The sequence below is a fragment of the Huaxiibacter chinensis genome (assembly GCF_022171985.1).
In the GTDB taxonomy this organism is placed as follows: Bacteria; Pseudomonadota; Gammaproteobacteria; order Enterobacterales; family Enterobacteriaceae; genus Enterobacter; species Enterobacter chinensis_A.
This window is the reverse complement of sequence record NZ_JAJVHF010000002.1, coordinates 103,431-121,263: the sequence shown is the minus strand read 5'-3', so window position 1 is coordinate 121,263 and position 17,833 is coordinate 103,431. Positions and strand designations below refer to the sequence as shown.

17 protein-coding genes and 1 tRNA gene are annotated in these 17,833 nt (G+C 54.8%); 11 read left to right on the top strand and 7 right to left on the bottom strand.

From position 1 onward, the window contains the following. Window positions 1–29 precede the first annotated feature (29 nt). Genes cutA through LZP96_RS06385 form a run of 3 tightly spaced genes read left to right on the top strand, consistent with a single transcriptional unit; the run spans window position 30 to window position 2,642 of the window. Window positions 30–353 carry a divalent cation tolerance protein CutA gene (gene cutA, locus LZP96_RS06395; RefSeq protein WP_064324513.1) on the top strand — a complete coding sequence of 108 codons (324 nt, stop codon included), beginning with the start codon at window positions 30–32 and terminating at the stop codon, window positions 351–353. Further along, window positions 329–2,029: a protein-disulfide reductase DsbD gene (locus LZP96_RS06390; RefSeq protein ID WP_064324512.1), complete on the top strand. Its 1,701-nt coding sequence runs from the start codon at window positions 329–331 to the stop codon at window positions 2,027–2,029. The genes cutA and LZP96_RS06390 overlap by 25 nt, the downstream gene beginning before the upstream one ends. Before the next feature lie 37 nt (window positions 2,030–2,066). Beyond that, on the top strand, window positions 2,067–2,642 hold the full coding sequence (locus tag LZP96_RS06385) for a transcriptional regulator (RefSeq protein ID WP_064324511.1): 576 nt from the start codon (window positions 2,067–2,069) through the stop codon (window positions 2,640–2,642). Here the strand turns inward: LZP96_RS06385 and LZP96_RS06380 are convergent. Together LZP96_RS06380 and LZP96_RS06375 are read right to left on the bottom strand one after the other, a co-directional pair. Further along, a complete protein-coding gene (locus LZP96_RS06380) occupies window positions 2,639–3,229 on the bottom strand; it encodes a LysE family translocator (protein ID WP_064324510.1) in 591 nt (196 codons plus the stop codon). The genes LZP96_RS06385 and LZP96_RS06380 overlap by 4 nt on opposite strands. Before the next feature lie 38 nt (window positions 3,230–3,267). Next, entirely contained in the window at window positions 3,268–4,113 is an 846-nt protein-coding gene (locus tag LZP96_RS06375; protein WP_064324509.1) for an AraC family transcriptional regulator, read from the bottom strand. Between the two features lie 169 nt (window positions 4,114–4,282). On the opposite strand from LZP96_RS06375, the gene LZP96_RS06370 reads away from it, so the two are divergent. Further along, a tRNA-Phe gene (locus LZP96_RS06370) sits at window positions 4,283–4,358 on the top strand. Between the two features lie 128 nt (window positions 4,359–4,486). On the opposite strand, the gene LZP96_RS06365 is transcribed toward LZP96_RS06370, so the two are convergent. After that, complete coding sequence (locus tag LZP96_RS06365; RefSeq protein WP_064324508.1) at window positions 4,487–4,972, bottom strand: DMT family transporter; 486 nt, start codon at window positions 4,970–4,972, stop codon at window positions 4,487–4,489. 9 nt (window positions 4,973–4,981) lie between these two features. Continuing rightward, complete coding sequence (locus LZP96_RS06360) at window positions 4,982–5,416, bottom strand: DMT family transporter (RefSeq protein ID WP_064324507.1); 435 nt, start codon at window positions 5,414–5,416, stop codon at window positions 4,982–4,984. A 98-nt stretch (window positions 5,417–5,514) separates the two neighbouring features. Between LZP96_RS06360 and LZP96_RS06355 the strand changes: the two genes are divergently transcribed. The 3 genes from LZP96_RS06355 to LZP96_RS06345 all read left to right on the top strand — a co-directional run bounded on the left by LZP96_RS06355 (window position 5,515) and on the right by LZP96_RS06345 (window position 8,896). Beyond that, entirely contained in the window at window positions 5,515–6,453 is a 939-nt protein-coding gene (locus LZP96_RS06355; protein ID WP_064324506.1) for a LysR family transcriptional regulator, read from the top strand. A 62-nt stretch (window positions 6,454–6,515) separates the two neighbouring features. Further along, window positions 6,516–7,904 (top strand): HdeD family acid-resistance protein, encoded by a 1,389-nt coding sequence (locus LZP96_RS06350; protein WP_258925749.1) that lies wholly within the window; start codon window positions 6,516–6,518, stop codon window positions 7,902–7,904. 44 nt (window positions 7,905–7,948) lie between these two features. After that, a complete protein-coding gene (locus LZP96_RS06345) occupies window positions 7,949–8,896 on the top strand; it encodes a nickel/cobalt transporter (RefSeq protein WP_064324504.1) in 948 nt (315 codons plus the stop codon). 97 nt (window positions 8,897–8,993) lie between these two features. Here the strand turns inward: LZP96_RS06345 and proP are convergent, their stop codons facing one another. Then, window positions 8,994–10,496: a glycine betaine/L-proline transporter ProP gene (gene proP / locus LZP96_RS06340; RefSeq protein ID WP_064324503.1), complete on the bottom strand. Its 1,503-nt coding sequence runs from the start codon at window positions 10,494–10,496 to the stop codon at window positions 8,994–8,996. A 648-nt stretch (window positions 10,497–11,144) separates the two neighbouring features. Between proP and kdgT the strand changes: the two genes are divergently transcribed. Further along, window positions 11,145–12,140: a 2-keto-3-deoxygluconate transporter gene (gene kdgT, locus LZP96_RS06335; RefSeq protein WP_064324502.1), complete on the top strand. Its 996-nt coding sequence runs from the start codon at window positions 11,145–11,147 to the stop codon at window positions 12,138–12,140. Window positions 12,141–12,175: 35 nt separating this feature from the next. Here the strand turns inward: kdgT and LZP96_RS06330 are convergent, their stop codons facing one another. Continuing rightward, entirely contained in the window at window positions 12,176–13,054 is an 879-nt protein-coding gene (locus LZP96_RS06330; protein ID WP_064324501.1) for a diguanylate cyclase regulator RdcB family protein, read from the bottom strand. Next, window positions 13,051–15,405, bottom strand: a complete 2,355-nt coding sequence (gene crfC / locus LZP96_RS06325) for a clamp-binding protein CrfC (RefSeq protein WP_064324500.1) — start codon at window positions 15,403–15,405, stop codon at window positions 13,051–13,053. The genes LZP96_RS06330 and crfC overlap by 4 nt, the downstream gene beginning before the upstream one ends. A gap of 598 nt (window positions 15,406–16,003) precedes the next feature. Between crfC and LZP96_RS06320 the strand changes: the two genes are divergently transcribed. The 3 genes from LZP96_RS06320 (at window position 16,004) to phnC (ending at window position 17,832) form a co-directional block, all read left to right on the top strand. After that, window positions 16,004–16,339, top strand: coding sequence for a zinc ribbon domain-containing protein YjdM (locus LZP96_RS06320; protein WP_064324499.1), 336 nt, complete (start codon window positions 16,004–16,006; stop codon window positions 16,337–16,339). A 134-nt stretch (window positions 16,340–16,473) separates the two neighbouring features. After that, on the top strand, window positions 16,474–16,908 hold the full coding sequence (yjdN, locus tag LZP96_RS06315; RefSeq protein ID WP_258925748.1) for a VOC family metalloprotein YjdN: 435 nt from the start codon (window positions 16,474–16,476) through the stop codon (window positions 16,906–16,908). A gap of 135 nt (window positions 16,909–17,043) precedes the next feature. Beyond that, on the top strand, window positions 17,044–17,832 hold the full coding sequence (gene phnC / locus LZP96_RS06310; RefSeq protein WP_064324497.1) for a phosphonate ABC transporter ATP-binding protein: 789 nt from the start codon (window positions 17,044–17,046) through the stop codon (window positions 17,830–17,832). Window position 17,833 lies beyond the last annotated feature (1 nt).

Sequence of the window (17,833 nt, the reverse complement as noted above, 5' to 3'; positions counted from 1 at the left end):
GATTGCTTCCGTGATGAGGAGGTCAACCTGTGAACACGCCTGACGCTGTTGTTGTACTTTGTACCGCCCCTGATGAAGCGACCGCCCAGGATCTTGCCGCTAAAGCGCTGGCTGAAAAGCTCGCCGCCTGCGTCACGCTGCTGCCCGGCGCCACGTCACTGTACTACTGGGAAGGTAAACTGGAACAAGAGTACGAAGTGCAAATGTTGCTCAAAACCAATCGGGAAAATCAGCAGGCGTTGCTTGATTGCCTTAAATCTCATCACCCTTACCAGACTCCAGAGCTGCTGGTGCTGCCGGTGGCTCACGGCGATAACGATTATCTCTCATGGCTCAACGCTTCCTTACGCTGATTCTGCTGCTGTGCAGCACATCGGTTTTTGCCGGATTATTTGACGCGCCCGGCCGCGCCAGTGTTATCCCTGCCGATCGGGCGTTTATCTTCGATTTTCAGCAAAATCAGCACGATCTCAATCTGACCTGGCAGGTGAAAGAGGGCTATTACCTCTATCGTAAGCAGGTCAGCATCACTCCTGCGGGGGCAAAGATTGCCCAGCCGCAACTGCCCGCAGGCGAATCGCATGAGGATGAGTTTTACGGCAAAAGTGAAATTTATCGCCACCAGCTCACCGTCCCGGTTGTTGTGAACCAGGCCGACAACGGGGCGACGCTGACCGTCACCTATCAGGGCTGTGCCGACGCGGGGTTCTGTTATCCCCCGGAAACCCGCGTGGTGCCGCTTAACGCCGTAAGCGCGGCGGCGAATGACTCTCCTGCCGCCGTTGCAAAAGCGCCGGTAAAGGATGAGGCGCCTGCAAAACTGCCCTTCTCCGCACTCTGGGCGTTACTGATTGGTATTGGTATTGCGTTTACGCCGTGCGTCCTGCCGATGTACCCGCTGATTTCCGGTATCGTCCTTGGCGGCAAGCAGCGGCTTTCAACCGCCCGCGCACTGTGGCTGGCCTTTATTTACGTGCAGGGTATGGCGCTGACCTACACCGCGCTGGGCCTGGTGGTTGCCGCCGCCGGGCTGCAGTTTCAGGCCGCGCTACAGCACCCTTACGTGCTGATTGGGCTGTCGGTAATTTTCATCCTGCTGGCGCTCTCCATGTTTGGCCTGTTCACCCTACAGCTGCCCTCCGCGTTGCAAACCCGCCTGACGCTGATGAGCAACCGCCAGCAAGGCGGTTCTGCAGGCGGCGTCTTTGCCATGGGGGCGATTGCCGGGCTTATTTGTTCCCCCTGCACCACCGCACCGCTAAGCGCCATTTTGCTTTATATTGCTCAGAGCGGGAATCTGTGGTTCGGCGGCGGTACCCTGTATCTGTACGCGCTGGGCATGGGCCTGCCACTGATTCTGGTCACCGTGTTTGGCAACCGCCTGTTGCCGAAAAGCGGCCCGTGGATGGAGACGGTGAAGACAGCATTTGGCTTTGTGATTCTGGCATTGCCGGTGTTCCTGCTGGAACGTGTTATCGGTGACGTGTGGGGGCTCCGCCTGTGGGCGATGCTCGGCGTGGCGTTCTTTATCTGGGCCTTTATCGCCAGCCTGGAAGCCAAAAAAGCGTGGATGCGTCTGGTGCAAATCCTCCTGCTCGCCGCGGCACTGGTGAGCGTGCGTCCGCTGCAGGACTGGGCATTTGGCGCGCCAGCCGCGCAAACGCAGGCACACCTGAATTTTACGCACGTCCAGAGCGTCGATGAACTGAATCGCGCCCTGGCACAGGCAAAGGGCAAACCGGTGATGCTCGATCTCTATGCCGACTGGTGTGTCGCCTGTAAAGAGTTCGAAAAATACACCTTTAGCGATCCGCAGGTGCAAAACGCCCTGAAAGAGACAGTTCTTCTTCAGGCAAATGTGACGGCGAATAACGCGCAGGATAAAGCCTTACTGCGCCAACTGGGCGTGCTTGGCCTGCCGACTATTTTGTTCTTTGATGAGCAAGGTAATGAGCAACCCGCCGCGCGCGTGACCGGATTTATGGACGCGGAAGCGTTCAGCGCGCATTTGCGCGATCGCCAACCGTAAACGACACTTTAAGCGGGATAATGTGAAGGAGAAAATCGTGCAACGTGAAGACGTACTGGGACAAGCCCTCCAATTACTTGAAGTACAAGGGATCGCCAGCACCACGCTCGAAATGGTGGCCGACCGCATCGATTATCCTCTGGATGAGTTGCGCCGCTTCTGGCCGGACAGAGAAGCGTTACTTTATGATGCCTTACGTTATCTGAGCCAGCAGGTCGATATCTGGCGCAGGCAGCTGATGCTGAATGAAGAGCTCACCGCCGAACAAAAGATTCTGGCGCGCTATACCGCGCTGGCCGACTGTGTACGAAACAATCGCTATCCGGGCTGCCTGTTTATCGCTGCCTGTACCTTTTATCCTGACCCGGGCCACCCGATCCACCAGCTGGCGGATCAACAAAAACGTGCCGCCCATGATTTTACCCATGAGCTGCTGACCACGCTTGAGGTCGATGATCCGGCGATGGTCGCCCGTCAAATGGAACTGGTACTGGAAGGCTGCCTGAGCCGGATGTTAGTTAACCGCAGTCAGGCGGATGTCGAAACCGCACACCGCCTGGCGGAAGATATTCTGCGATTTGCGCAGTGCCGTATGGGTGGAGCCCTGACCTAAGCCAGCATCCCCGCCCAGGCGGAGATCAGCAGGCAGAGCGCCATCGCGCGCTGAAAACGCACCATCGCCACGGTGGTGCGAAACACCCGATTCACTGCCCTTCCCAATAACGCCCAGCACATCAGACACCCAACCGAGATCAGCAAAAACCACAACGCCATCAAGGCGATATCCCGCAGGGCATGCTCGCTCGCAGGGGCAAATAAACTCACCACCGCCAGCGCCAACATCCATGTTTTTGGGTTAACGACCTGCAACACCGCTGCCGCACGGGCGGTAAACCGGGGATGATTTTTTGACGTCAGGCTGGTCGCCGGAGCACGGAACAGCTGCCAGCTCATCCAGCTTAGCCACAGCACGCCCGCCCAGCTCATCAGTTGTCGTAGCAGCGGGTACTGGCGCAAGACTTCACCTGCGCCCGCGCCTGATATCAGCACAATCGCACTGGCCGCGACACAGCCCCCCAGAATCGCGGGAACCGTATTTTTAACGCCGAAATGCTGGCTATTGGTCAGCACCAGAATATTTGTCGGCCCGGGCGTAATAGAGGCGACAAACGCAAACAGCAGGAAGGGAATGACACTCACCGAAGGCTCCTTTTTTCATAAGAGCCCTGAATGTGCCGTTATTTTCTGGAAACGTCTGGAAGGTTTGTGCACAACCGGCGGTAGTGGGCAGGCGATATGCGATACGCTCGCTGGAACCAGCGGCCCAGATGGCTTTGGTCGGCAAAACCTAACGTCGCAGCCACTTCTGCGGGCTGCTCACCCTGCGCCAGATACTGTCGGGCTTTAGCCAGCCGGAGCTGAATCAACCACGCGTGCGGCGCAAGATGAAATTCGCGTTTAAAACAGCGAGTCAGGGTGAAGCGATCGGTTCCTGTCACCGCCGCAAGATCCGACAGGCCGACGTTATCACCCATATGGGCATAGAGATAATCTCGCGCACGATGGGCAATCGCCGCACTTTGGATCTGCGAAGGCACTCTTTTACGCCACTGACAGTGCGCGGTAATCTGTGCGAGAAGCCCGTCCATCGTACTCTGCTGCACTATTTTCATCTCATCATTGTGCAGTGCCGAAAACGTATCGCCGATGGCACGAACCAGCTGCGGCGAACGCGTCAGCGTCCGGGCAAAATGCACGGAATAGCTTCCCGGCGTGGCGTCGTAAAGCCCCTGCAGGGTATCCGTCAGCCAGCGATCGTCAAGATAAAAGGTCAGGTAGGTAAAACCGCCTTCAACCGGCGCATCTCCGTCGTGTATTTCCCCGGGTTCCAGCAGAAAGGCATCGCCCGGGCGGCTGTGATAACGCTGCCGACGACAGTGGAACTGCTGCGTCCCCGACAGCGTAATCCCCACCAGATAGCTGTCATGCCAGTGCGGATCGAACGCATGCCCTTCGAAATGCGCCTTAATTGTTTCAATGCCTGTATCCGCATGCTGACGCAGTTCAAGCCAGTCGTTCGCCATAGTGCCCTCCTCTTCCTTTCAGCATTGCCACGTCACGCGCACTTTGTCTGGAAGATTTGTGCATATTCGTCGCCTGAAGCGACAGATTGCCGCAATCTTAAGCAGTTGAACAGCTTTTCCCGAAATAGGGTTGACGACTGCACGGGATTACGGTTTAATGCGCCCCGTTGCCCGGATAGCTCAGTCGGTAGAGCAGGGGATTGAAAATCCCCGTGTCCTTGGTTCGATTCCGAGTCCGGGCACCACTATTTAAAGAACCCAGCCTATGGCTGGGTTTTTGCTTTCTGGCGTTCTGGTAGGGCGCGAGTCGTTTAAACCTATACCCGCCACTTTTTTCTCCACTCTTCTCTTTTCGACATCCCTGTCATCCCCGTTATTGTCCGGTCTGAAGTCGCGTCTTGTTAGCCGCTGCGGTTTTCGGTTTGCTGCTGGAATAGATAAAGAACAGCGCAACGCCCAGGCAGATAACGGCAGCGATTCGGCTCGTTGAAAACGGGATCGCCGCGTTGCCCAGCCAGCCGAAATTATCGATCAGCATACTCATGGTGAGCTGACCAAAAATCACCGCAACCGTTGCAATCGCGGTACCGATGCGCTGAACGGCCAGCACCATGATCACGATGTAGGGCACACCAAAGAGCGCACCCACTAACTGCCATTTCGGGACGTCCATGAGGGTTAACGCGTGTTTGGGTTCAAAAAAGAAGATCAGCAACGCCGTGATCAGCGCGCCAACGGAAAAGGTCAGAAACGCACTTTTGAATACGCCGACTTTCCCCCCCAGCTGGCCATTAATGGCCGCCTGGATACTCAGCATGGCCCCGCCGATAACGGCGAGCAGAATCATAATAATGGTCATAATGTCACCTTAGCCCTGCGCAACCAGAATCAGTGCGGCAATAATGAAAAACAGCGCGATGATGCGTTTACTATCGATTTTTCTGTGCGGTGTGCCGAACAGGCCAAAATGATCGATGATAAGGCTTTTGAATACCTGGCCTGCGAGGATGCCAATCATGGTCATCGCAATCCCAATGGCGGGTGTCGCCACGGTCAGGATAATGACGTAGACAGGCCCCAGCACGCCGCCCAGCAGTTGCCAGCCGGGCTGAGCAAAGAAAGACGGGCTATTACGTGGGCTGAAAAAGAGCATAAGCAGAAACGTCAGCGCCGCGCCAACGCCAAAAATACTGAAAGTGGCCCACAGGTCCCCCACTTCGCTCCCAAGCGGCCCGAGTAATCCTGCCTCTACGGACAGTCCCATCCCCCCGGCGATAACGATTAAAACCAGTAACAATTGCATAGCGTTCAGTCTCCTTTTTGAAGAAGCAGAACACTACGCCTGTTCGTCGATGAGAAAAATGCCATAATCAACTAAACACCTGTGCAGGATATGCATCAATGTATAACACCGGAAATATCAGCATCCGCGCGCTGCTCATTTTTATCGACGTTTATGAAACGCAAAACTTCTCGGTGGTTGCGCGGCGTGAAGGCCTTTCAGCTTCGCAGGTGTCACGTATCATCCACCAGCTTGAAGACGCGCTCGGCCAGCAGCTTTTCTACCGCAACACGCGGGCCGTCATCCCAACGGAAAGCAGCCATCTTTTTATAGGTTATGCCCGGGCAATTGCGGGCAATATTGAGGATGCGCGCCGGGCGCTGGATGAACGTTCGCAGGAACCGTCCGGCCTGATCCGGCTCAATGCCCCGGTGTTTTTCGGACAGCGGCACGTCGCACCCTGGCTGTCGGGGCTGTCCAGACGTTATCCCCGCCTCAATATCGAACTCACGCTCACCGACGATTATATTGATCCCCACAGGGAAGCGGCGGACGTCATCTTCCGTATCGGCGTCCTGACGGACTCTTCTTTTCATGCCCGCGTTTTCGGGCAGCAGCGTTATCACCTGGCCGCGTCACCTGACTATGTGGAAAAGCAGGGGGCGCCAACAGGGCCGGATGACCTTGCCCATCATCACTGTCTTGTCTACCGCGGATCTTCTGGCCCTAATCGCTGGCTGCTCCGTCAGCCGGGTGAGGAGTGGGTTCACTACCCCGTCACGCCGCTGATGTCGTCCAACAACGCAGAGACGTTACTCATCGCCGCGCTGGGCGGAATGGGCATCGTGCTTTTTCCTGACTGGCTGCTGGGTGACAAACTGAAAAGCGGCGAATTGATTGCGCTGCTGCCAGAGTGGGAGTCGGCCATCAGCACGGAGCCGCAGAACATTGCCGCGCTCTATCCCCATGCGCGGCACCCGCCGCTGAATGTGCGCGCAGTAATTGATTATTACGTTGAGGCGTTCGGATCGCCGCTTTACTGGCAGGCCCCGCGGTAACGAGAGGCAGCGAGTCGCTGCGTAGGCTATACATGTTGAGGGACTCTGGCGGAGCGCCTCACATGATGCGACTCATTTTTATATTGCTCGGTATCGATTTTCTGCGTTCACACTGGCGCGGGTTGCGCCGTTTTGGCTGGATCACCTTAATTGCCGGCGCGGTGATTTTCATCGACGCGCTGGACGGCTCGCTCTTCTTTCCTCTTGAACCTTTTGCCTGTCTGCTGCTTTTTGAAGGGGCGGCAACGCTGATGGTGGCCCACAGCGGCATGGGCGGGCAGCGCGTGCTGCGCTATGTCAAAGGCGCTTCGTTTGCCCTGGCGGCGGTGCTGATACTCGCCGGTCAACACGACGGGGATATTGTCCTGTCGATTATTTTCGGTCTGCTGTTTTTACTGGATGGCTCGCTGCAAATCGCCTCGGCGCTCGTGGTTCGCTACCAGCGGTGGCGGCCCGCCCTGGTCGGCGGTGTGGTCGAAATAGCGCTGGCGATCTTCTTTTTCCAGCCGTGGCCCTCCGACTATGCCGGTACGGTCCCCTACTGCCTGGGTCTGGGGCTGGCCTTTGCCGGATGGAATATGTTTATTCTGGCGAATCGCGTCAAACGCGCTGCGGCGAATCCCGGTCTGCAGGGTGAGGTCTTTATGGAGGAGGCGGAGTCACATCCCCCTGCGGTCGTGGAGTGGGACGGCCCGCCACAGGCGGATGAAAAGGCCCTGACCGTTCATGTCTGGACGCCCGTCGGTTCCGCGCCGGGAGAAACCCTTTCCCGCCCGGTCATTAACCGGTATATCGCGGCGGTCGATCAAAACGGCATTATCTCAACCGGCCATGCGGCACTGGAATCGCCGGGCGGAATTTATATCAGCCTCTACCCTGCCGTGCTTATCGATCGTTCCCCGGACGCCTTTGCTCGCCTGCTGCGGGCGACGCCCGAAAATAACGTCCCTGGTGAATTTCAGCCGGACTACGCCACCGAATCGACAAAATGGTGCCCGTCAACGCGCCAGGTACGCATTCGTAACTACAGCGAAACACGGCTAAAGGCCTTCTGGGAAACCTACCGGTTGAATACTGACTATAATCTGACGCATCGAAACTGCTCCAGCAGCGTGGCGCGAGCGCTCGAAGCGGCACTGGAAGGCTCGGTCGGCAGGCTCTGGCAAGCTCGTGGATTCTGGCAAGCCATGGGGAAACTGATGTCTACCCCCGAGTTATGGGTCGCCCTGCAAATACGTAAACGAGCAGAAACGATGGCCTGGACGCCCGGGCTGGTACTGGATTATGCCCGTGCCCTGAGCATGCTCGCCGACCCCCGTCCTACCGGCTGGTTGAATACCTTAAGCCGGGCGCTAAACAAAATGTTCCGCCGTCGTCTCGCCTGGCAAAAGGGTAAACGTGGCGAGGGAATATCAGGGGATGAGTGTACTGCGCCGCGTGAGCGAAAATAGAAATCAGTTATACTCTTCGCCATCTCCTCTCGACAGGGCATCCCATGACAACTGAACGACTCACCCGTCACTGGCACTTACCTGCCGCCGGTCTGATCGCTGTGGTGCTTGCAGGTATCACGCTGCAAAGCCACTGGGGCGCTTTTATTCAGTGGTGCCTCGCCACGCAAATTACCCTGCATCGCTATCTGGTGATGTATCTCCTGCAACTCAACAACCATCAATACTCTGGCGGCATCTGGCTTCTGGCGGGCGCGTTCTTTTACGGCGTGCTGCACGCTATCGGGCCGGGACATGGAAAGTTCATCGTGACAACCTATCTCAGCACCAGTAAAGAGAGCCAGCTTGCCGCGCGGGTTGTGCCGTTTCTCGGCAGCCTGATGCAGGGCGTCAGCGCGATCCTGTTTGTCTTTATTCTGGCGATCGGCTTTAACCTCGCCTCAGGCGATCTGAGTGCCAGCCGCTGGTATGTGGAAAAGGTGAGCGCCGTCATGATTGGCGCGTTTGGGGTGTTTATCATCTGGCAGGCGTTAAAAACGCTGCGTCCACGCAGAATGGCCATTAGCTCGCTCAGGCCTCTTCATCAACACGATGAACAGTGCGGCTGCGGGCATCACGGTGTGGGGGCCTCCCTGACGCAGGGAGACTGGAAAACCCGTCTGGGCGTGATTCTGGCAATAGGGGCGCGTCCGTGTAGCGGCGCAATCATGATTTTAATGTTTGCCAATGCGCTCGGCATCGTGACGTGGGGCATTGCCGCCGTAATGACTATGGCGCTGGGAACCGCACTCTCAATCATGGGGTTATCGCTGGCCGTACGTTACGCCCGTGAGCGCACCGTAGCCCTTTTTGGCGGCGATTCACGGCTGCGCTGGGTGGTGCCGGCATCAAAGATTGTTGGCGGCCTCCTGCTCATCCTGTTTGCGACCGTGTTGTTTCTGACGGTGATCCCCATCAGTGCTAACGGCGACTATATCGCCGCAGGCTGCTAATCGCCCCCGCTGACCGGGGAACAGCCAGTGACCAGGCGATCCGCTATGCATAAAAAAACCCAGCCGAAGCTGGGTTTTTTGTCTTAAAACGTCGGCGTTACTCGTTAATCCGTGGATGCTGATCCACCAGACGAGAACGCTTCTTCTGCAGCTCTTCGATCTCTACGTCAATGTCTTCAATTTTCTGTTCAACATTGTCGTAGTGTTCACGAAGAATCTCTTTTGCTTCCTGAAGATCGGACGCCGCCGGGGTCGCGCCTTTCAGCGGACGATTCGCCGTCTCCTTCATCGTCAGGCCGGTCAACAGGCCGATAGCCGCCACCACCATCAGATAATAGGCAGGCATCATCAGGTTCTGCGTGCTTTCAACCAGTGACGCGGCGATGGTCGGGGTCAAACCCGCAACCAGCACGGAGATGTTGAATGCCGCAGCCAGCGCACTGTAACGGATATGCGTCGGGAACATCGCCGGTAACGTAGACGCCATAACGCCAATAAAGCAGTTGAGGATCACCGCCAGCAACAGCAAGCCTGCGAAGATCAGCCCCAGCACGTTACTGTTAATCAGGATAAAGGCCGGGATGGCCAGCAGGAACAGCGCAACGCTGCCCAGAATAATAAATGGACGACGACCGAAGCGGTCACTCAGCAAGCCCATAATCGGCTGGACAAACAGCATACCCACCATGATGGCGATAATAATCAGCACACCGTGGTCTTCGGAGTAGTGCAGGTTATGTGACAGGTAGCTCGGCATGTACGTCAGCAGCATGTAGTACGTAACGTTGGTGGAAATCACCAGGCCGATACAGGTCAACAGACTGCGCCAGTGCTTGGTGGCAATCTCTTTAAAGGAGACTTTCGGGCCATCCTGCAGACCTTCGCGATCGCCCTGCTCCAGTTTTTCAACGTGTTGCTGGAACGCCGGGGTCTCTTCCAGCGCATGACGCAGATACAGCCCAATAATGCCCAGCGGTAATGCCATAAAGAACGGAATACGCCAGCCCCATTCCAGGAAGTTGGCCTCACCCACGACGGTTGAAATCAGCACCACCACGCCCGCGCCAAGCACGAACCCGGCAATGGAGCCGAAGTCCAGCCAGCTTCCCATAAACCCGCGTTTACGGTCAGGGGAGTACTCAGCGACAAAGATGGAGGCGCCGGTGTATTCCCCACCCACGGAGAAACCCTGCGCCATCTTACACAGCAGCAGCAGAATCGGTGCCCAGATACCTATAGAGGCATACGACGGAATTAAGCCGATACAGAAGGTACTTATCGACATAATCACAATCGTGATGGCGAGGATCTTCTGACGACCATATTTGTCGCCCAGCATGCCGAAGAAGAGACCACCCAATGGGCGAATCAGGAAGGGAACAGAGAAAGTACCGAGCGCCGCAATCATCTGCAGGCTGGGATCGGCACCGGGGAAGAACACTTTACCTAGCGCGTAGGCAACAAACCCATATACACCAAAATCAAACCACTCCATCGCATTACCCAGCGAGGCTGCGGTGATCGCCTTACGCAATTTGGCATCATCGATGATGGTCACATCGCGCAGCGTGATGGGTTTTACTTTTTTCCTTTTAAGCATAACTTTCCTCGTAGACTCCGCCCTGTCCTTCCCACAAACGAAATAACATCTGTGAACCTCAAATTCGCCTCATGCGAATCTTCTTATTCAAGCGTAGCAGGTTTACTTACATTGACGTTTATCGTCGATACAACCGAACCTGTTGACGCCTGTTGGGCAGTTAATGACTTCCTTACCCTACCAGCGTTTAATTTAGTGATCAACTTCACAAATATTTTCGCGGTTCGTCAGGTGCCGTCAGGAAATGTAAAAAGGACAAAGATTTTATCGCCCCGCTGCAAGGTCCCTTTAATTATCCCCCTCGTTATTGTTTTCTACGTTAGTTAATTCTCACTTACCTTTTTTTACATTCGATTTACAGCCCATTTATTTATCACCTGGGCTAAACAAGGACGATGAAAAATATGTGACGGAGATAACTAAAACATTGTTTTATTTTCATTGAATCATCATTCCATTGATCGCATGATAAGTCCGAACGCGCCCCTGCAGGGCGGCTTCAATGGCCGTTATTAAGATAAAACTTTTGCTGTTTTTGTATGGATAGGCGGATTCCACTACACCAGGACAGTGCAATCCGTTGAATTTAATGCTTATTTTTATCCACCTTATCCGCCCAAGCCGTGCGATAAGGCGCGAGGATTTTTCATGAAGATTAAAGCCACGATCGAACGTATCCCTGGCGGGATGATGCTGGTTCCGCTGGTGCTGGGCGCTATATTAAATACGCTCGCCCCAAATACCGGGGCTTATTTTGGCGGCTTCACAAAAGGCATGATCACCGGCACGGTGCCCATTCTTGCTGTCTGGTTCTTTTGTATTGGTGCATCCATTAACCTGCGTGCAACCGGCACGGTTTTACGTAAGTCAGGCACGCTGGTTATTACCAAAATAGCCGTAGCGTGGGTCGCGGCGATGGTGTGCGCCATGTTTATCCCGGAAAATGGCATCCAGACCGGCTTCTTCGCTGGCCTGTCGGTCCTCGCGATTGTATCCGCGATGGACATGACCAACGGGGGGTTGTACGCGAGCCTGATGAATCAGTACGGGACAAAAGAAGAGTCCGGCGCATTTGTACTGATGTCTCTGGAGTCCGGTCCGTTGATGACCATGTTGATTCTGGGATCGGCCGGTCTGGCCTCATTTGAATTACACCATTTTGTGGGCGCGGTGCTGCCGTTCCTGATTGGTTTTGCGCTGGGTAACCTTGATACCGACCTGCGTGATTTCTTTAGCAAAGCGACACCGGTTCTGATCCCCTTCTTTGGCTTCGCATTGGGGAACACCATTAACCTTGGCGTTATTATGGACACCGGCCTGCTGGGGATTGTGCTCGGTCTTGCCGTTATCGTCATCACCGGTATCCCGCTGATTATCGCCGACCGCGTCATTGGCGGGGGCAACGGAACCGCAGGCGTTGCGGCCTCTTCCGCCGCAGGCGCCGCCGTTGCAAACCCGGTGATCATTGCGCAGATTAACCCGGCGTTTGAACCGGTTGCCGCCTCCGCGACGGCGCTGGTTGCGGCTGCGGTCATCGTGACCGCCATTGTCGTGCCCATCATTACGGCGCTGTATTCAAAACGCTATGGCAAACTCTCTCAGGCCGAGCCGGAGCAACAAGTGGTGGAATCGCTGCATCACTAAAGAGACTAAAAACCCCTCATCAGAGGGGTTTTTTATCACTCGCCAAACATCTCGTTCACCATGGCGTCCGCAAGCCGCTTAGCGGAGCATAATCTTGGCATGCCCAGCGCGACCGGCTGCCAGCTCTGGGTGACGGACCAGCACACCGGATGACGCTCGGCATGACACCAGTCCCCCAGCCAGCCAAGCATATCTTTATGATTCATTAACCCGGGCGTCACCGGCGTCGTCAGCCACTGATGATAAAAGTGACGCGTCGTCGGGGACGCGTGAATGCCTTGCGCAAGATAGTTCGCCGCCATGCTACGCAGATTATCTTTTAACATGGCAGAGACATCGCGATTCGCCAGACGACACGCATCGCCAAAGGCGCCCCAGCGTAACTCTTCCAGGGCAATACAGCACCGCCCGGCCAGCGACCATCCATCATAATGACCGGCTCGCCAGCGGGTGAAAATTTGCTCGCTGTGTTCACCCGCCTGCACCATTAAGCCCCGCTGGGATAACGCTTTTTCTTTATAAGCCGCACGCTTGGAAAAATGAGAAGCGAGATCGTCATATTGCTGCATCAGGCCAGGGGAGTGTTGTCCACGCGGGTTAGCCTGCTGGCGCAATGACGTGAGTTTGTCGGTCATACGGGTCAGGGCGAGATGCCCGGGGTCAAACATCCCGGCCAGCTTTTCGGCAAGACCTAGCCGCAGGGCAGCATTTTCGCTGAACATTCCCGCCATTGCCCAGGGTCGAAGCTTCGTCTGGGTGACGATTTCCTGGGTTAAACGCTCACGAAATTGCTGCTGTTGAGGCACCACAGAGGGCTGACGCGTCGCGTCCGCCCCCAGCACCAAATCGACCATAAATTTGGGATGAATACACTCCAGCGTCCGCCCGGGACCGTCCAGTATTTGTGTTGTCATGGTTGCTCGGCTGCGAATAGGGTTTGAATATCATCGCGTAATAGTCGGGTGTCTTCCTGAATCCACGTCGCAGTCGTAATACTCTGCTGCAAAAGTTGACTGAGCGCCCGTGTGGACTGCTCATTTTGCTGCCGCACGGCGAGGCTATCACGCAAGCTTTCCTGTAACCCGGTCAGGCATAATGAGAATTCAGCAAAAAACGTTGCCATGCCCGCCGTAACAGAGACATCGACCTGTGCCGACAAAGCTTTACGAATTTGTTCACAAAAATGATCAATATGCTGTTTGAAGCGTGCATGCAGCTGAGCCACGTCAATCACGTATCGGGTGCGCGTCATCACATAATCCTCCCAGCCCCAGCCGGGGTTATTGAGCCAGCGAGAGACGGTTTCCCGCACGCTGCTGTTTCCCGGGACATCGCCAGCCGGACGATTTTCCTGGGCAATCGCATCGTTGAACAAAACACGCGTATTAAAGTTAAGCTGGCTTGCCTGAAACGCCGGGAAACTGATACGGGCACGAAAGCCCGCATGGCTTAGCTCTTCTTTAATACGCGTCTCAATAGGGCGCATTGCGTCATTCAGCGAGCGCGCGAGAGTGGACTCCAGTTGATCAAATCGGACCGCCAGTTCACGGCTGATTTTGCCCTGCGCGTCGAGCATGATCAGCTCACAGGAGGAGCTAATTTTGCTGAGGACAATTTGCGCCTGACCTTCATCTTCCAGCACCAGTTTTCCGTTTTCCTCTCCGGCATGCTGATGCGGACCCGTACGGCTTAATCCCGCCAGATCGCGGATATTATCGTGACTGAAGACGCCGCTGATCGCCTGCTGAATCAGGTTTTGCTGATGCGTAATAAAAGCACCGGAGGCATCCAGCGCCTGCTCGACTTCATGACTCACTTCGTCGCTAACCACGCTCTGGCTTGATTGCAAAAGCGCCATATCTTCTTCCAAACGAACAATATTGCGCTCCAGCTCATCGAAGGCGACCGTCAGCCCCTGATAGCGGAAATCAAGATATTCGCGGGCACTTTGGGCATAATTCAGCAGCTTATGGGAGGCAGAACGTAATGCGTAAAGCGAGGCATTAGCGTACGCCGCATAGATCAGTTTTCGAATCGGTTGTTCGAATAACGAATCTTCCCACAATAAATCCGCCGCATGGCGAATATGCTCAACGTCAGCCAAATCCGCGGTACGCCAGCGCCGTCCCAGCGCCGCTTCGGCAAAATCCTGCACCCAGCGCTGCGCCTGAGGCTCCGGCAGCTTACCGTGTTGCGCGATCTCATAACGCGCCCGGTTAGCCAGATACGCCCACATCGACGAGACAGGATAAATCTGCCCCGGCGAAATATTTCCCTTCATCAGCGTGCCGGAAATCATCGCCTTTACCTGCTCTTCGTCGTCGCTGTTACGATCCTTTTGATCGAACTTATTGACCAGCGCATAGAGCGGCACCGATTTCCCCACCGCGGAGATTGCCTGACGCACCTCTTCATCGGAAATCGACTTAAGCTGCGTATAATCCATCACCGCTAATACCGCCGATGAACGCGCCAGCTGCTCGCTGAGCATTTTTTGTAAGTGCGGCTGACCGGCTTCGTTCGGCCCGGGCGTGTCCAGCAGGGTGAGTTGCCCCAGATGCGCATCCAGTCCCGCCAGATGAACAAACTCCACTTCAATCACCGGGATATGTTCAATGGCTGCATAATCGGTAAACGGAAACGCCACGCCCAGCGCCTGGGACAGACGGACCAGATCGTTCAGGTTTTTCAGACACTGAAAAATCGGCTGGGCGCCAAGATAGTGTTTTTCAAACGCGTCGCCCTGCTCAATGCGCCCCAGCAGGACATTCATGTCCTTATCCACTTCGAGGCGTTGCGTCAGCTTGCCCCGATCGTGGTTACTTAACTTTTCCTGCAACTGTTTCATCAGGGTATCGATGGGCGCAACATGCGCAAAGTGCAGCACCGGTTCTTTCTGACCCGGCGTATGACGGATTAACGTGGGTAACGCGGTCATAGGACGGTTGCGGTTGGGTAAAACCTCCGTTCCTACAATGGCGTTTATGGTGGTCGATTTACCGGCCTTCATGGTGCCAACAATCGCCAGAACCATTTCCAGGCGCGTGATCTTACGTAATTCGTTATTCAACATAGAATGCTGGGTTTCAACGCCACGCGTGCTGAAATGCAGAGGAAGTACATTGTTACTCTCTCCCGTCATGGCGGCGGTGGTGCTGTCCAGCATCGCAATGGGCATTGATTTAAGGGCATCAAGATTTTGCAAAGCAAGTTGCAGCAACCGTTCGGCTTCCTGGCTCAATTCAAATATTGTCTGTGTATGCATGATTAAAGCCTTTCCTTAACGCAAATTTATTACTTTTATTTAGCCTGATAGTTTTAATAATGAAATTTCGGCTTTTATGATTAAGCGTGGAAAATATACCCAACGAATATAAGTGATTGATGATATTCCATAATTGATTCCAGTTGCCGCGTAGAGCGCCCACATCCGTCCGTCGACTAAAAAGCCGAAAGATAAAAAGCGTAGAACAATTTTAAGAAAATTCAGGATATATCATCATTATTTACCCACCCGAAATGAGAGGTAATTCCCGATTGCCATTGCAGGGATGGCAGTGCAGGTATCCGCAGAGAAATAAAAACGACTTACCTAACCTTATCCGAAACAGCGGTACCTGGCAATTTGCACAATAAAATATTCAATATATTCTTCTGGCAGAGTTAATGGCCGGTACAGAATGCTAGCATCGCTTAAATGACTGACAGGAATTGTCACCGCCATCACTTTTTTTACCTGCGCTTAAAAAGGATATCAACGACATCTGTGTGGGTTTTACGCTATACTCGGCCTCTTTTCCGGCTAACAGCCGTCTTTTCGCTGGCGCTTTCCAGCGTGCTACACACTTTTTGAGGATACCGATATGTCTCTTCCCCACTGCCCGAAATGTCATTCCGAATATACCTATGAAGATAACGGGATGTTCATCTGCCCCGAATGCGCCCATGAATGGAACGATGCAGAGCCCTCACAGGACAGCGATGCGCTCATTGTCAAAGATGCGAACGGCAATCTTCTGGCCGATGGCGACAGCGTCACCGTTGTGAAGGATCTGAAGGTGAAAGGCAGCTCTTCCATGCTGAAAATCGGCACGAAAGTGAAAAACATTCGTCTGGTAGAGGGCGATCACAACATCGATTGTAAAATTGACGGATTCGGCCCAATGAAACTGAAATCTGAGTTCGTTAAAAAGAACTAAGTTTTTAGGGTGTTAAGCCGGATAAGCGAAGCGTATCCGGCTTAAACGCCGCGTGGCGCTCCGTTTGTTTCCTCCTGTGATAATCACAAACCCGAACTAAACTTATCGAGCTTCTCTTACCTGAGGTAATGATTATGCCGTTAAGTCCTTACATCTCATTTGCCGGAAACAGTGAAGAGGCCAGCGCCTTTTATCAGCAGGCTCTTGGCGCAGAACGTCTGTATAAAATCACCTTCGGCGAAATGCCCAAAGACGATCACAGCGAAGAAGGCTGTCCTTCCGGTATGCAGTTTCCCGACTCCGCGATCGCCCATTCCAATGTCCGCATTGCGGGCAGCGATATCATGATGAGCGACGGGCAGCCGCCGGGCAGTTCGGCACATTACGCCGGATTCACACTGGTGCTGGATACCCAGGACGTGCAGGAAGGCAAAGGCTGGTTCGATAATCTCGCGGCAGAAGGGACTGTCGAGATGGCCTGGCAGGAAACCTTTTGGGCGCATGGTTTTGGTAAAGTCACCGATAAATACGGCGTGCCATGGATGATTAACGTGGTGAAACAGCCGTAACCGTCTGGCGGTGGGCAGTCTGCCTCCGCCTGTCATCCCTTTCGCCTTAACTCTTCAAACTCCCGCAACCAATACTTAACTCAAATGTCACATTAATTCGCCAGCATGAGGCCACATTTATCGTGAGGCCTGAACATGCAAACTGTCATCCGCGTCGAGAAACTGAGCAAGACCTTCCAGCACAACAAGGCTCTGCATGCCGTTGATCTGACCGTCGGGCAGGGCGACATGGTGGCCCTGCTCGGGCCTTCCGGCTCCGGAAAATCGACCCTTCTTCGCCACCTCAGCGGCTTAATCACCAGCGATAAAACGCCCGAAAGCCATATAGAGCTATTAGGCAATACCGTGCAGCGGGCGGGCCGACTGGCGCGTGATATCCGTAAAAGCCGTACCCGAACGGGCTGCATCTTCCAGCAGTTTAATCTGGTGAACCGTTTAACCGTGCTCGACAACGTGCTGATTGGCGCGCTCGGCAGCACCCCGTTCTGGCGCACCTGTTTGCGCTGGTTCACTCCCGCTCAGAAACAGCAGGCGTTGCAGGCGCTCACCCGCGTCGGCATGGCCCATTTCGCCCATCAACGCGTTTCAACCCTCTCCGGTGGGCAGCAGCAGCGCGTGGCGATTGCCCGGGCGCTGATGCAAAAAGCCAGCGTCATTCTCGCCGATGAACCGATTGCCTCCCTGGACCCGGAATCGGCCCGCATCGTCATGGAAACCCTGCGCGACATTAACCAAAACGACGGCATCACCGTCGTGGTGACGTTGCATCAGGTCGATTACGCCCTGCGCTACTGCGAGCGCATCGTCGCGCTGCGTCAGGGCCATGTGTTTTATGACGGTGCAAGCCAGGCCTTTGATAACGAACGCTTTGATCATCTCTACCGCAGCATTAATCGCGTCAATGAGAACGCGCAGGCTGCTTAAC